The organism is Bacteroidota bacterium (assembly GCA_034723125.1).
Taxonomy (GTDB): domain Bacteria; phylum Bacteroidota; class Bacteroidia; order CAILMK01; family JAAYUY01; genus JAYEOP01.
The window spans coordinates 14470-30385 of sequence record JAYEOP010000416.1 but is presented as its reverse complement, the minus strand read 5'-3'; the positions used below and the strand labels follow the sequence as shown (position 1 = coordinate 30385).

Annotated in this window: 14 protein-coding genes; 7 read left to right on the top strand and 7 right to left on the bottom strand. The window is 30.4% G+C overall.

Features of this window, described 5'->3' with window-relative positions; all coding sequences use genetic code 11:
- The 7 genes from U9R42_11180 to U9R42_11150 form a co-directional block, all read left to right on the top strand.
- A partial coding sequence (locus U9R42_11180) for a DUF5011 domain-containing protein (protein MEA3496588.1) occupies nucleotides 1–2387 on the top strand: 2387 nt, incomplete at its 5' end.
- 86 nt (nucleotides 2388–2473) lie between these two features.
- Nucleotides 2474–4417, top strand: a complete 1944-nt coding sequence (locus tag U9R42_11175; protein ID MEA3496587.1) for a Na+/H+ antiporter NhaC family protein — start codon at nucleotides 2474–2476, stop codon at nucleotides 4415–4417.
- A gap of 113 nt (nucleotides 4418–4530) precedes the next feature.
- Nucleotides 4531–4869 (top strand): nucleotide pyrophosphohydrolase, encoded by a 339-nt coding sequence (locus U9R42_11170; GenBank protein ID MEA3496586.1) that lies wholly within the window; start codon nucleotides 4531–4533, stop codon nucleotides 4867–4869.
- A 574-nt stretch (nucleotides 4870–5443) separates the two neighbouring features.
- Entirely contained in the window at nucleotides 5444–6598 is a 1155-nt protein-coding gene (locus tag U9R42_11165) for an AIR synthase-related protein (protein MEA3496585.1), read from the top strand.
- Nucleotides 6599–6688: 90 nt separating this feature from the next.
- Entirely contained in the window at nucleotides 6689–7690 is a 1002-nt protein-coding gene (gene pta, locus U9R42_11160; GenBank protein MEA3496584.1) for a phosphate acetyltransferase, read from the top strand.
- Nucleotides 7691–7767: 77 nt separating this feature from the next.
- Nucleotides 7768–8742 carry a 3-hydroxyacyl-CoA dehydrogenase family protein gene (locus U9R42_11155; GenBank protein MEA3496583.1) on the top strand — a complete coding sequence of 325 codons (975 nt, stop codon included), beginning with the start codon at nucleotides 7768–7770 and terminating at the stop codon, nucleotides 8740–8742.
- Between the two features lie 33 nt (nucleotides 8743–8775).
- Nucleotides 8776–9990 (top strand): acetate kinase, encoded by a 1215-nt coding sequence (locus U9R42_11150; protein MEA3496582.1) that lies wholly within the window; start codon nucleotides 8776–8778, stop codon nucleotides 9988–9990.
- A gap of 19 nt (nucleotides 9991–10009) precedes the next feature.
- Here the strand turns inward: U9R42_11150 and U9R42_11145 are convergent, their stop codons facing one another.
- From U9R42_11145 to U9R42_11115, 7 genes are read right to left on the bottom strand one after another with little or no spacing between them, the layout of a single operon-like run.
- Nucleotides 10010–11158 carry a 4Fe-4S dicluster domain-containing protein gene (locus U9R42_11145; protein ID MEA3496581.1) on the bottom strand — a complete coding sequence of 383 codons (1149 nt, stop codon included), beginning with the start codon at nucleotides 11156–11158 and terminating at the stop codon, nucleotides 10010–10012.
- Between the two features lies 1 nt (nucleotide 11159).
- Nucleotides 11160–11447: a hypothetical protein gene (locus tag U9R42_11140; GenBank protein MEA3496580.1), complete on the bottom strand. Its 288-nt coding sequence runs from the start codon at nucleotides 11445–11447 to the stop codon at nucleotides 11160–11162.
- Nucleotides 11448–11475: 28 nt separating this feature from the next.
- Nucleotides 11476–13407: a CoB--CoM heterodisulfide reductase iron-sulfur subunit A family protein gene (locus tag U9R42_11135; GenBank protein MEA3496579.1), complete on the bottom strand. Its 1932-nt coding sequence runs from the start codon at nucleotides 13405–13407 to the stop codon at nucleotides 11476–11478.
- A 12-nt stretch (nucleotides 13408–13419) separates the two neighbouring features.
- The gene (locus U9R42_11130) at nucleotides 13420–14730 is read right to left on the bottom strand and encodes a CoB--CoM heterodisulfide reductase iron-sulfur subunit A family protein (protein MEA3496578.1); all 1311 of its coding nucleotides are present in this window, start codon (nucleotides 14728–14730) and stop codon (nucleotides 13420–13422) included.
- Between the two features lie 27 nt (nucleotides 14731–14757).
- Entirely contained in the window at nucleotides 14758–15180 is a 423-nt protein-coding gene (locus U9R42_11125) for a hydrogenase iron-sulfur subunit (protein MEA3496577.1), read from the bottom strand.
- Between the two features lie 5 nt (nucleotides 15181–15185).
- Entirely contained in the window at nucleotides 15186–15440 is a 255-nt protein-coding gene (locus U9R42_11120) for a sulfurtransferase TusA family protein (protein MEA3496576.1), read from the bottom strand.
- A 53-nt stretch (nucleotides 15441–15493) separates the two neighbouring features.
- Entirely contained in the window at nucleotides 15494–15907 is a 414-nt protein-coding gene (locus tag U9R42_11115; protein MEA3496575.1) for a hypothetical protein, read from the bottom strand.
- Between the last annotated feature and the right edge of the window lie 9 nt (nucleotides 15908–15916).

Below are 15916 nucleotides of genomic sequence, written 5' to 3'. Positions count from 1 at the left end.
ATGGAGATTTCACTTACTGGTATATCCCAACTGTTAATCCTACATCTGTAAAATTAACAGTTACAAGTTGTGGAGGTGACAGTACATTTACAAAATTGGTTTACATTGATCAACCAACTCACGCACCAACACCTGATTTTGAAGCTGATATTCTAAAGCCATCTGTTGGAGCAGATAATGTAAGTTTTACTGACCTTTCATATATTTGTGCAGATTCATGGGAATGGATAATTTCTCCAGACTCAATGGTTGACCAATTTAATACAACCGTACCTACTTATCAATTCAAAGGAGGAACAAATGAAACAACTAAAAATCCAATAATTGTATTTAATAAAAAAGATAGCTTTGATATTACTTTAATAGCAGGATACAATGGATTTTACGATACATTAACAAAAGTTGATTATATAATTGCAATTGAATATTGTACACCAAGTATCAGTAAAAACAGCCAAGGCAAACCAAACCTTAATCCTGATATAGGAATAAGCAGAGTTCAATTAGCTGAAATAAACAATACTTCACAAATTGGAGCTACTGAATATTCAGATTATGTAAATACTTCAGGAACAAATCTTGACTTAAAAGGAACATATACTTTAACAGTTGAGAGAAATACTGCACATAATAGTATGAACAGAAAAGCATGGATTGACTGGAATATTGACGGAGACTTTGATGACGCAGGTGAAACAATTGGTTATGAAAGTGACGCTAATTCATTGCAGTGGAACAAAACATTCCAAGTACCTTCAACAGCAACAAAAGGTGCTACAAGAATGAGAATTGCAACAAGCTTAGGAAATATGTCAAATAATGCTTGTGGTATTAATATGTTTGGAGAATATGAAGATTACAGAATTATTGTTAGAAAAGATGGAACACCACCTGAAATTACAATAATAGGACAAGAAACTGTAACAATAGAACAATGTAACTGTACATATTTTGATTCAGGTGCAACTGCTTTTGATAATATTAGTGGAGTAATAGCTGTAAGCGATACTAACAACCTTGATTGCACAACTCCTGGACAATACTGGTGGAGATATTCAGCAGTAGATGCAGAAAATAATGTTGCTGTAAAAGACAGAATAATAATTGTTATCGCTGATACTACAGTTCCAACAATTGCATTAATAGGTGCTCTTATTGACACCCTTGAAGTTTACAATACATTTGTAGAACAAGGATGGACAGTAGATGATACTTGTAGTGGAGTTGACAGAGTTGATATCATTGGAACAGTTGACACTTCAGCACTTGGAGAAAATATTTTAGAATATGTTGTTTACGACAATATGGGTAACACAGCAACTGCTTCAAGAACAGTTTATGTTGTTGACAGAACATTACCACAAATCAGTCTAAACGGTTATTCATTAATTAACCATGAAGTTAACAATACCTTTACCGATCCTGGTGTTACTTACAATGATAACTATTGTGCACATAATGATATTATTTATGAAGTAACAGGTACTGTTGATACAGAAACACTTGGAACTTATAACTTATCATATAGCGTAACAGACTGTAATGGAAATGGTCCTGTGATTGTAACAAGAACTGTAAACGTAGTTGATACAACAGCTCCTGTTATTACATCTGTTAATTACTTTGAAGGAGATACAATTACTATTGAAGTTAATAGTACATTTACAATGCCTTCTTTAACATTAACAGATAACTATGATGACGCTCCAGCAGTTAATGAAACAGGAACATTAATTGACGAATTTGCTCCATCAATGTTATTAAATAAATTAGGGTACTATACATACACAGTTACAGCTTCAGATGGCTCAATGAATTCAAGTACAATTAACTTTGTAGTAAACATAGTTGATACAGAAGCACCTGTAATTACTTTAGTTGGAGCAAGCATTATTAATCTTTGCCGTTTCGACACATTAGCTTCTTATAATTATAATATTACAGATAACTTTGATGTAAATCCCACTGTAAATGTTAAAGGTACATATTTTGATGAATATATTCCAAAAAGAGCTCTAGGACTTTATTCTATAACTTATGATGCATTTGACCAATCAAATAATGTTGCAGTACAAGTTGTTAGATACGTGAATATTGAAGAATGTCCATGGAGATCAATGGAAGAAAATGGACTAGAAAGTGCTGTAAGTTTATATCCAAACCCGACAAAAGGTAAATTTGTTCTGGATATTAACTTAAGTGTAGCAACTGACCTTAATATAACCATCACAAACACACTTGGTGAAGTTGTGAAAACAATGAAACTAAATAACACAAAAGGTGGTTCATATAACGTTGATATTAGTGATAGAAGTAGCGGAATGTATTTCGTAAGAATTCAATCAGGTAATAACATAGTTGTAAAACAAGTTACACTTACAAAATAACAGTTAGGAATTAACTTGGTATATAAATCCCGAACCATTAAATTTGTGGTTCGGGATTTTTTTTTATAAATATTCATTAGGGTAGCATGAGAAGAAAAAAACAATTTATTATTTTATTTTCAATAGCTATTTTTTTCTTAACACCTTTTATATTATTTTCCTCAAATAATTACAGTTATCATGTAGAAATACCATCAAACGTTATCGGATTAAAACATATTAATGCAAAAATTACAATAGTTGATAAAAGCAATTCAGTAATAAGCACTTTTAACGAAAATAAAACTTTTATAATCAATGGAGAAACAAGGGAAACGACCTTTGATGATGGTATTGCACATATAAATATTAAAATTGATGGAAATAAAGACATTATATTTTATCCGAAAGACTCAAAAGAAAACAAACAGTTTTTTCATGTTAGAAAACTTCCTGCATTTTTAAGCATTGTTCCTCCCCTGCTTGCTATTCTTTTAGCAATTATTTTTAAGGAAGTAATTTTAGCTTTATTCCTAGGTGTTTTCTCAGGTATTCTTTTAATAATTGGTTTTGACGATCCTTTAAACTGGATTCGTTCTCCAATGATTTTCATTGAATATTATGTTATCAAAGTAGTAAGTGATCCACAGAAATCAGCAGTTATTATTTTTTCAATGATAATTGGAGGTATGGTAATGTTGCTTATGAAAAACGGTAGCATACATATACTTATTTCAAAACTTTCAAAAGTAATAAAAACCCGAAAAAATGCTATGTTAGTAACATGGCTAATGGGAATTGTTGTTTTTTTTGATGATTATGCAAATACACTAATTGTAGGAAATAGCTTAAGACCACTGACCGACCGTTTTAAAATTTCAAGGGAAAAACTTGCTTACATTGTGGATAGCACTGCGGCACCAATTGCTTCAATAGCTTTTATTACAACATGGATAGGTGCAGAAGTAAATTATATTAATGATGCAGTAATAAAATTGAATATTGCTGAAAATCCGTATATGATTTTTTTAAAATCATTAGGTTATGCTTTTTATCCTTTACTAACTATCGTTTTTATGTTTATGTTACTAAAAATGAACAGAGACTTTGGACAGATGCATAAAATAGAAACACTTGCTATTAAGGATTTTAAAAAACACTTAAAAATTCATGAAACAAAATCTGCAAAGAATGAATACATAAATCCAAACAAGATAAAAACAAAATGGTATGATGCAGTAATACCAATGGTAAGTTTAATTTTAGTTGCTTTTGTTTCCCTACTGTTTAACCACAATAGTTTAGAAATTTGGAAAAATGAGAATCTTAGTCTATGGATGAAATTTGTGAATGTAATTGGAAGTAGCAACCCCTATAAAGCACTATTATGGGCTTCATTTTTTGGAATTGGAATAGCAATTATTATTACTCTTCTAAGACGAAGTTTAAGTTTAAAAAAATCAATAAATGCAGTAATTGAAGGTTTTAATTCAATGCTTATGGCAATGATAATTTTGATTTTTGCTTGGTCATTAGGAATAATTACCGAAAAGTTAGGCACTGATGTTTACCTTTCAGAAATTATTGGAGGAAATGTTTCACCCTTTTTCTTACCTGCACTTATATTTTTAATTTCAGCAGCTATTTCTTTTGCAACAGGTTCAAGCTGGGGAACAATGGCTCTTTTATATCCGATTTTATTACCCACTGTTTACAATAGTTGTGAAATTAATGGATTAGCTTACAATGAAACAATGCCGATTTTTTACATGGTGGTATCAGCAATACTCGGTGGTTCTGTTTTTGGCGACCATTGTTCACCTATTTCCGATACAACAATTTTAAGTTCAATGTCGTCAGGATGCGACCACATTCAGCATGTGCGAACCCAATTACCATATTCTTTAACAGTTGGTTTTATTAGTGTTTTTATAGGATACATACTTGTTTCATATTTGAAAATATCACCAATCTGGGGCTTACTTATTTCAGTATTAGTGCTTTTTGGAATAGTACGTATTTTTGGGAAAAAAGTGAATGTTAAAACATAAAGGAGGACTTCTAACAATTTTGATTTGGGTTTTAAGATATTTTAGAAAACAATTAATTTCAGTAAATTGAAAGCTCAAAAATTAACTGTTTAAAATCAATTAGAACGTTTTTTATGACTATTAAAGAAGCTCAACAACTTGTTGATGATTGGATAAAAGAAAAAGGTGTAAGATATTTTAATGAACTTACAAATACTGCCGTTTTGATGGAGGAAGTTGGTGAATTAGCTCGAATAATGGCAAGAGAATATGGAGAGCAGTCATTTAAAAAAGGTGAAGAAAATTTAAATATCGGAGAAGAAATTGCTGATGTACTTTTTGTTCTGATTTGTATTGCTAATCAAACAGGAATTGACCTGACCGAAGCATTACAAAAAAGTATTATAAAAAAAACTAAAAGAGATAAAACAAGACATTTAAACAATCCCAAGTTAAGAGAAAGAAGTACTTAGAGTACTTAAAACTAAAAGGTAAAAACTAAAAACTAAAAGGTTATGTGTTACGGATAAACAAGAAGAAGTACTTAAAACTAAAAGTTATGTGTTAAGAATAAACAGATGAACAAAAAGAAGTACTTAAAGTGCCTAAAATACTTAGAGTTAAAAACTAAAAGTTAAAAGATAAAAGTTGAAAATTATAGATAGACAAATAAAAAAAATCTCTTTGTGTTCTTTGCTTGCCCCATAAGGAAGAATGACTGTATCGGGACGTCTTTGCGAGAAATAAACAATAAGAAGTGCCTAGAGTACTTAAAGTTAAAAGATAAAAGTTATGGATAAACAGATATAAAAATTCTCTTTGCGTTCTTTGCGTCTTTGCGAGAAATAAACAATAAGAAGTGCCTAGAGTACTTAAAGTTAAAAGATAAAAGTTATGGATAAACAGATATAAAAATTCTCTTTGCGTTCTTTGCGTCTTTGCGAGAAATAAAAAAAAGTGCCTAAAGTACTTAGAGTTAAAAAATAGCAACTAAATGACAATCAAATAAACAAATAAACAATTCTTAAATAAACAAATTCTAAAGTTATGAAATACGATAAAAGAGGTGTTTCCGCCAGCAAAAAAGATGTTCATGCAGCAATAAAAAACCTTGATAAAGGTTTGTTTAAAAATTCATTTTGTAAAATATTACCCGACCATTTATCAGGTAATCCGGAAAATTCATTGCTTATGCATGCTGATACAGCCGGCACCAAAACATCTTTAGCATATTTGTACTGGAAAGAAACAGCAGACTTGAATGTTTGGAAAGGAATTGTACAGGATGCTATTGTAATGAATATTGACGACCTTGCTTGTACTGGAGTTGTTGATAATATAATTATCTCATCAACAATCGGTAGAAATAAAAACCTGATTACAGCTGATGTAATAAAAACATTAATTGAAGGAAATCAGAATTTTTGTAACTTGATGAAAAAAAATGGAGTAAATGTTTTTCTTTCAGGTGGAGAAACTGCTGATGTAGGAGATATTGTAAGAACGGTTGATGTAGGAATTACTGCATTTGCTCAAATTAAAAAAAATGAAATAATTAATATTGACATTAAAGCTGGCAATGTGATTGTAGGGCTTGAATCTACAGGACAATCAATTTACGAAAATTCCGAAAATAGTGGAATAGGAAGCAACGGGCTAACATTTGCCCGCCATGAAGTTTTGGATAAATCATATTCAAAAAAATATCCTGAAAGTTTTGACCCGAACATTCCAAAAGAATATGTTTATTCGGGAAATATGAAACTTACTGACAAATCCGATGTAGAAAACAAAAATATTGGTGAACTATTGCTATCTCCCACTCGAACATATTTGCCTGTTATTTCAAAAATCATAAAAAAACACAAAGAAAATATTTCAGGAATAATTCATTGTACAGGAGGCGGGCAAACAAAAGTTTTAAATTTTGTAGAAAACATACATGTTATTAAAGACAATCTTTTTAAAACACCTATTGTTTTTAGACACATTCAAGAACAAAACAATTGTGATTGGAAAGAATTATATCAAGTTTTTAACATGGGACACCGATTAGAATTATATGTTGATAAAAGTGTTGCAGATGATATAATAAAAATATCAGAAAAATTTGGAATTGCTGCCCGAATAATAGGATATTGTGAAAAATTTGATGATAAAAAGCTGACAATTAAATCTGAACATGGAGATTTCACATATTAATTTATTTAAAGGAATTTTTAAGTTTATTAAAATTTAATTACTTTTGTTTCAAGTTACCGTTGTGAATTAAATAACAGTTAAGGAGATAATATGACATTATTAGAATCAATAAGAAGCAGTGCAAAAAAACTAAATAAAAGAATTGTACTACCTGAAAGTTTTGAAGAAAGAACACTAAAAGCAGCAGATGAAATTTTAAAAGAAAAAATTGCTCAAATAATTTTAATAGGAAAAAAAGAAAATTTACTTATAGAAGCAAAAAAATATGATTTAAAAAATATTGATAAAGCTATTTTTATTGACCCCGACAACCACAGTAAATCTGATTCCTATGTTAATCAATTAGTTGAAATAAGAAAAAAGAAAGGATTAACAAAAGAAGAAGCATCAAAGCTCTTAAAAGACCCTCTATATTTATCGGTAATGATGATAAAAGCAGGAGATGCCGATGGTGAAGTAGCAGGAGCAATGAATGCAACCGGGAATGTGTTAAGACCAGCATTTCAAATTGTAAAAACATTGCCGGGAATAAGTGTTGTTTCAGGTGCATTTTTGATGATGCTAAAAGATAAAAGTTTTGGTGAAGATGGCTTACTAATTTTTGCCGATTGTGCAGTTCATCCAAATCCTGATGCAAAACAACTTGCAGAAATTGCTGTAAGCAGTGCAAAAACAGCAAAAAATATTGCAAAAATAGAAGCCCGAGTAGCTATGCTTAGTTTCTCTACCAAAGGCAGTGCAAAACACGAAATGTGTGATAAAGTTATTGAAGCAACAAGACTTGCAAAAGAAATGATGCCTGAGTTAAAAATTGACGGTGAGCTTCAAGCAGATGCGGCAATAGTTGAAGCTATCGGAAAGAAAAAAGCCCCTGAAAGTGAAATTGCAGGCAAAGCAAATGTACTTGTATTTCCATCACTTGAAGTTGGAAATATTGCATATAAATTAGTACAAAGATTAGCCGGTGCAGAAGCTGTAGGTCCTGTGTTGCAAGGAATGGCTGCTCCAATAAACGACCTTTCAAGAGGATGCTCTGTTGATGATATTGTTAATCTTGTCGCAATTACTGCTAATCAGGCTAACGAAAAATAAATGTTATTTAAAAATCTATAACTTTTTTAACAAAAGTTATTTAGTTATAAAATTTGCTTTAGAAAAACAATAAAGATATGAAAGAAATTTTAGAAGATTATACACTTAGTAAAGATACTACTAAGAAAAAGGGATTAATTAAAGAAATTGGAGTTGTTGGTGCCGGCTCAACAGGACAAGATATTATAATAGTTGTTGCAAGGGCTGGTTTTGATGTTGTAATGTTAGATGTTTCGCAAGAGCGTATTAACGAAATTATGATAACGATCGGGTTGAAGTTAGATAAAATGATTAATCGCTGGGGCATGACAAATAGTGATAAAAAAGCTATTTTGTCTAGGATAGTTACAACTGTAGATTTTAGTTCACTTAAAAATTGCGATATTGTAATTGAATCTGTAAACTCAAAAAAATCAGTTAGTAACTTAGAAATCCGAAAAGATGTATTTAAAAAAATTGAAGAAAATGTTCCTATAAAGACTATCATTGTTTCTAATGCATCAACAGTACTTATCTCTGACCTTTCTAATATATTAAAATATCAGGAACGTGCTATTGGAGTTCATTTTATTTCACCAATAACAACTGTACCTCTCGTTGAAGTAAATAAATGTGTTATTACTAATAGCTATACCGTTAAAACAATAGATAAATTCGCCAAAATGTTAAATAAAGATATTATAAATGTTACTGCATCTCCCGGTAATATTAGTACAAGATTAATAATTCCTTTGATAAATGAGGCTTGTGAACTTTTAATGGAAGGTGTTGGAACTGTTAGTGATATTGATAAAACACTAATGAAAGGTTATGGTATGCAATCAGGACCTTTTACTCTGGCTGACAAAATCGGGCTTGATAAACTTGTAAAATGGATGAATGGTCTTTACAATGAATTTGGAGATATTAAATATAAACCTTCACCACTTATAAAACGATTAGTAAGAACCAAATTATATGGAAAGCATGTAGGAGAAGGATTTTACCTCTATTCAGGAGGTAAAAGAATTTGCAAAAGCGGTTCAATTATTAATTTAGGACGTAATAAATAATCTATTTATTAAAAGAAAAAAAAACAAATTATAATGAAAATATTAGTTTTAAATTGTGGAAGTTCATCTATAAAATATCAGTTCTTTAATATGAAGAATGAAGAAGTTCTAGCAAAAGGAGTTGTTGAAAAAATAGGTTTAAGTGGTTCTTTCATAAAAAACGAAAGGTTTGATGGTGATAAAGTAAAACTCGAAGGAGAAATTCTTGATCATCAAAAAGGAATAGAATATATTCTTGGTATTCTTACAAGCAAAAAGCGTGGTTGCATAAATGACCTTAGTGAAATTGACGCTGTTGGGCATAGAGTAGTTCATGGTGCAGAAAGTTTTAAAGGTAGTGTTAGAATAAATGATGATGTTATTGAAAAAATGGAAGAATGCGTTAATCTTGCCCCACTTCATAATCCACCAAACCTTAAAGGTATTTATTCTGTATCAGAATTAATGCCTGACATTCCACAAATAGGTGTGTTTGATACAGCTTTTCATCAATCAATGCCCAAACATGCTTATATGTATGCAATTCCTTACAGTCTTTATACAAAATATAAAATAAGAAGATACGGATTTCATGGTACAAGTCATAGATATGTGTCAGCAAGAGCTTCTGAAATATTGAAAAAACCTTTAAAAGATATCAGAATTATTAGTTGCCACTTAGGTAATGGTGCTTCTATGACTGCTATTAAAGACGGAAAATCAGTTGATACAAGCATGGGACTTACTCCAGTTGAAGGACTTATGATGGGAACTCGCTGTGGCGACCTTGATTTAGGTGCTTATAATTTTATTATTAATAAAGAAGAAATAAATGTTAGCACAGCAAATATTCTTATTAATAAACATAGTGGCATGCTTGGTATTTCAGGTATTTCTCCTGATATGAGAGATATTGAAGATGCTGTAAATGAAGGAAATGAACGTGCAATTCTTGCTATGGATATGTATCAATACAGAATAAAAAAATATATTGGTTCTTATGCTGCAGCAATGGGAGGAGTTGATACTATTATATTTACAGGCGGTATTGGAGAAAATGACATTACAACTAGAGGAAATATTTGTGAAGGATTAGAATTTCTCGGTGCTGAACTTGATAAAAGTAAACATTTAAAAATAAGAGGAAAAGAAGCAATTATAAGCAAAGATGATTCAAAGGTAAAAATAATGGTAATACCTACAAATGAAGAATTAGTAATTGCTCGTGATACTAATGAAATTATTCAAAAAGGCGTTGATGTGTTATAAACCACATTAATATCTAAAATTATTTTTTACTATTTTTTGCAGTATTGATAACATTATTAAAATATATTGCAAAAGGTCTATATGCTAAATGAGACCATTTAGAAAAAGGAACCTCTATCATTAACATTGGGAAAAGAACCATTAAATGAAATACATACATATAATATGTTGGATATGGCATTCCATAAATTCTGAAAATATGAACCAATATACCTGTAACTGTTGTTAAAAACAATAATACTAAAAATGTCCAATCCGTAACATGTGAATGCTTACTTTTTTCCTGATTCTTTTTTACTCTTGCAATAAAAAAGTAAACTACACCAATTAATAAACCAATAGTGGAATAATATCCTAAAATACGTTGAGGATGCCACCATTCGTAAATATTATCAGTTTGAAACCAACCTAAAAATACAACAATTATTACAAACATTAAAACATAGCTTGACATTAAAATCCAATGAATAACCCAATATGTGCTAAAATAGTTTTTTTTCTCTGTCGATTTATCATCACATTTTGAAAATTCTTTTTGAGTAGCAAAATGCAAAATAAGTTTCCAAAATTCTGTAAAATATAATTTAATCGGTACTTTAATATCTTTTCTTTTTACAATAATTTTCAAAAACATATTAAAAATATTTGTTAATAAGAAAAACGCTAAAAGACCACCCATAATCCAATCTCCTATTTCTATAGTTTTCCAAGGGGCAAATGTATTTAGTTTTACACCCCCATCGGCAGTAAGTACTGTTGTCATCGGTCCATGATAAAATACAAATAAGAATAAAACAATTGCTGATAAAAACAAAATTGTTCCAAATTCCCATATTTTAGAAGTATAAAGTTTATGTCCTAAGCCTGTCCAATCATATTTTGATGTAAGCCACCTTCTTAATGACATCATTAATTCCCCTGGATTTGTTTCCTGAGGACATGTTGCGCTACAATCACCACAATAATAGCATAACCATGGTGTTATTGAGGATTGAATATCATCTTCCAATCCTAATATACTTGCATTTATTATTTCTCTTGGAAATGAATTATCTTCTGTTGAAAGAGAACAAACAGCAGTACAATTACCACAATTAAAACAAGCATTAAGATCTAATGCACCATAATTTTTTAAGTCTATTGCAAAATCAGGATTTATTTTTGTCATTTTATATTTTTTTCTTTAATTCATAAAAATAATATTCATCCATATCATCCATTCCAACAGGATTAATTTTTCCGTATTTAATAAGTGTCATTAAACTTTTTGTAACAATTTCTGTTGAAAGATTTGTTTCTTTGGATATTTGAGGAATTGTTTTGTTACCGGATTCCAAAACTTTTAATATAGTTCTTTTTAGCTTATTAAATTCTTTTACTTTCGTTTTGACTTCTTCAGTAACAGTACGTTTTTCCTTCATAAAATTTACCGTTTTTTCTTTTTTTGTATCAGCCATTTTACTGTTTTTTTATCTGTATATTACATTAGGATATATCAATCATTGCTTCAATTTCTTCATTAGTATATCCGATAATATCAATAGCATCTTTTTGGCATACTGTTGCACACATACCACATCCTTTACAAGTTGATATATTAATTTTTGCAATTGATTTTCCTTTGTATTCAATTTTCGTAATAGTATTATAGGTACACACTTCTACACATTTCCCACACCACTCACAAGCATCCGGATCTATTTTAGCAATTGTCGGTTCAAGCTCTAATTCCTCACCACTCAATAAAGAATTAACTTTAATAGATGCAGAAAGCGAAGATTTAATTGACTCGGTAATATTTTTAGGTCCTTGGCAAGTACCGGCAATTAAAATACCATCAATTGCTGTTTCTACTGGTCTTAATTTGGGATGTATTTCATTAAAAAATTTATCACGTCCAATAGGAGTTTTTAAAATATCTGAAATTATTTTATTATCTTGTCGAGGAACCATTCCTGTTACAAGTACAATCAAATCAGCATCTATCTCTAGCTCCCTTCTATTCATCAATAAATCCTTAACTTTTACCTGCGTTATTCCATTTATATCTTCAACAATAGGAGGCTCATTTGCATCAAATTTTAAAAATATATCTCCTTGTCGTCTTGCATCCTCATATAATATTTCATATTTACCGTATGTTCTAATATCTCTATAAAGATGAAAGCTTCTTATTTTTTTAAATTTCTTTTTAATGATAAGAGATGTATGAATAGCTGCAGTACAACAATAACGTGAACAATATTTATTTTCACCTTCAACTTGTCGGCTTCCTACACAATAAATAAATACTACATTTTTAATTTTATTTCCTTTATATGTTAGTTTTTTATCATCGCTTAATTCTATAATTCTTTTAAAAGCCTGAAGAGTTACTACATTCTCATTTTTTTTATATGCATATTCACCTTCCTTGGGGTTATAAGAATCAAAGCCTGAACAAAGAAGAATTGCTCCTGTGTTAATATTAAGATTTTCAGGCTTTTGATTAATATCAATAAAATCTTTGAAAGTTTCAAAAAATCCGTTTTCAGGGTTACATGCATCCTTGTCAAGAACAGGAATGTCCGGATAAGCATTTTCATATTTTTTGTAAATCCCATTTCGTTTTGTTATACCATAATTAAATTCATCCAATACTTCATCAGGGCAATTTTGAATTGCTTTTTTCAATTTTATCTTATCATACTGGCGATTAATATATCTTGGATTTACTTTTACCTTTATTTCAAAATTACCTACACTCCCCGATATTGATTGCAATTCTGCTCCTGTAAAAAGTTTAATTTTTCTTCTCTTTCTTATTTCATTATACAGTTTTTCAATAATATCTTTTCCTGTTTCATTAGTTTCAAATAATTCTTCCATCTGAGGAATTTTACCACCAACAAAATAATCTTTTTCAATTAGGTAAACATTTGTTCCCATATCGGCAAGTTCAATAGCTGCTCTCATACCTGAAACACCCGCACCAATAATAGTAACCACATTTATAGCTGAAATTTTAATTTGTTCTAATGATTCGGAATGCCGTACTCTTGCTATCCCATCTCTAACTAAAAGAATAGCTTTTTTTGTTGCTTCTTTTGGTTTGTCCGAGTGTGCCCAAGAGCATTGTTCTCGTACATTTACCTGAACATAATTATATTGATTTAATCCTGCCCTTTTAGCTACATTCCTAAAAGTAAATAAATGCAATTTGGGAGAACATGATGCAATAACCATAGCATCAAGATTGTTCTCTTTAATATCTTCAATTATTTCATTTTGTGTAGAATCTGAACATGCAAACATTGTAGTTCTTGCGATAGCAACACCTACTTCTTTTTCTACGGCTTCTTTTACTTCTTTTACATTAACGTAGTCAGAAATGTTCCCACCACAATGGCATATATATACTCCTATTTTATTTTTCATTGTATTTTATTCCTATTTACAGGGTGTTTGTAATTCTATATAACTTGTTGCTTCTGCCGAGGCATCACCTGCAGAAAGTATTGAATCGGGAATATCCATTGGAGATGATGCAGTTCCTGCAACAAATACACCTTCTATATTTGTTTTTGCAGGACTTGTAAGTTCATCTATTTGTTTTATATAATTAAAATTATCAAGTTCTAATTTTTCACTTTTAAATGATGAACAAATTTCATTATTTGGCAAAATCCCAACAGATAAAATTACAAGGTCGTGCTTTGCTTCCTTTACAATACTCCCATTTTCAATATCTTCATATCTTAAGATAAGATTTCCACTGCCATCTTTTTCCCTTGATATTCTTGCTACTTTTCCTTTAACGAATTCTACTTCCATGCCTTTTGCTTGTTCATAAAACTCATCAAAACCTTTCCCAAAAGCTCTAATATCCATATAATAAATAGTAACATCAGCAGTAGGAATTGCACCCATTAACAATTGTGCTTGCTTTATTGAATACATACAACAAATTTGTGAACAAATAGGATTTCCTAAAGATTTATCTCTAGAGCCTGTACATAAAACATAAGCAATATTATCAGGTTTTTTCCCGTCTAATGGTCTAAGAATATCATTAAAAGGTCTAGTAGGTGCCAAGAATCTTTCCATTTCCATTGAGTGTATAACATTCTTATATTTATCATAATTATATTCTTTCTTTTTAACAGCATCAAAAATATTGAAACCGGTAGTAATAATTATTGTCTTTACTGTTAATGAATACTCTTCAACTTCTTGTGTAAAATCTATTGCATCTGGCGAACAAACTTTTTCGCAAGCTCCACATAAAATACAATTATCAATATCTATTACTGCATTTCTTGGATTTGCCAAATTAAAAGGGATATATACTGCTTTTCTTCCCGCAAGATTATAATTATACTGATCGTCAACATTTACTGGACATACAAATTCACACTCTTGACATCCTGTACAAAGATCTTCATTAACATATCGGGGATATTTATGTACTTTTAGTTTAAATTCTTTCTTTTCCCTTTCAATCTCTTTAACTTCACTATATGTCATAATAGTAATGTTGGGATTACGAGCAGTCTCTGAAATTTTTGGTGTTGCAATGCAAGCACCACAATCAAGTGTAGGAAAAACTTTACTAAGATGTATCATTTTCCCTCCAATTGACAAATCTTTTTCTACAAGTAAAACTTTATACCCGTTATTTCCGAGGTTTAATGATGCTTCTTGGCCAGCAATACCACCTCCAATAACAAGAGCATCAAACTCCATATTATCACTAATCATCTATTTTCCTAATTTAGTTTCTGTTTCCTAATTTAATTCATGAACAAGTTCTTCTTCTTCCATTTTTACTAATGCCTTAAAAAAACTATTCATGTGTTTAGCAAAAGCTTCTGCACAGACGGAGCAAATTGCAGCCATTTTAAGCCTTGCAGGATTAATGCCCTTCTCTTTCATTATTCCTTGTGTATCAAGCATTAACTTGGCTGTTTTTTCAGTACAAGTAGAGCCATAAGGACAATCTGTTCCGTCAGCTGCAATAAAAACTCCATCATAACCTTTTTCAAAGGCATGCATTATCCATCTTGGTTTTATCCCTGATGAACAAGGAACACTAATTGTGTAAACAGTAGGTGGATAATGGATTTTCAACAATCCGGCAAGATCTATTGCAGGGTCTGATATTTTCTCTGTAGAAAACACCAATATTTTGGGAATATAATTTTCATTCATAATATTTATTTTTTCTTTAAAAATAATTTAAAAAATCCTGAGTCTTCAACACATCCAAGATAATCATGTCCTTTTTTCTCTGCCCATTTCGGAATGTCTCTTTTTGTTCCTTCATCGGCAGATAGTACTTCCATAATATCTCCCGAGCCTAAATCTGCTATTGCCTTTTTTGCAGCTAATAATGGACCAGGGCAAGCTGTTCCTCTTGCATCAATTACTTTATTTGCCTTAATATCTTTTAATTCTTCATTTGTTATCATTACTTTTTCTCCTAAATTAATTAGTTTAAATAAATTTATTATTAGTTCCTATTTTAAATAAATAGGTGCATATCGGCATTTGAAGCAGCATCAACATATTCTGTTACACCACCAATATCATCAACCATATCGATAAAATCTTCTACTTTTTCACCACCCCATATTTTACCTGCAAGTCCGCAGATATGAATTTTTACATTAGTTAACTCCTTTATTTCTTCAAAAAATTCATACCATTTTTTTACTTTGTTTTTCTCTAACCCTGAAAAAAATTGATCTTTTAAATTTGCTGTTTCCGAAATTTCATTATTTGTTTTTACAACATCTTTTTTAAAAGTTCTTGCTGCCATTAATAAAACATAAATATCAATATCCATATCAAGTGCAGCACCACCGCTTGCAACTACTCCAGCAGCAGTTAATCTATCAATACCGCCAGAAAACATACCTATTACCATTGTTGCCATTTTAATTTC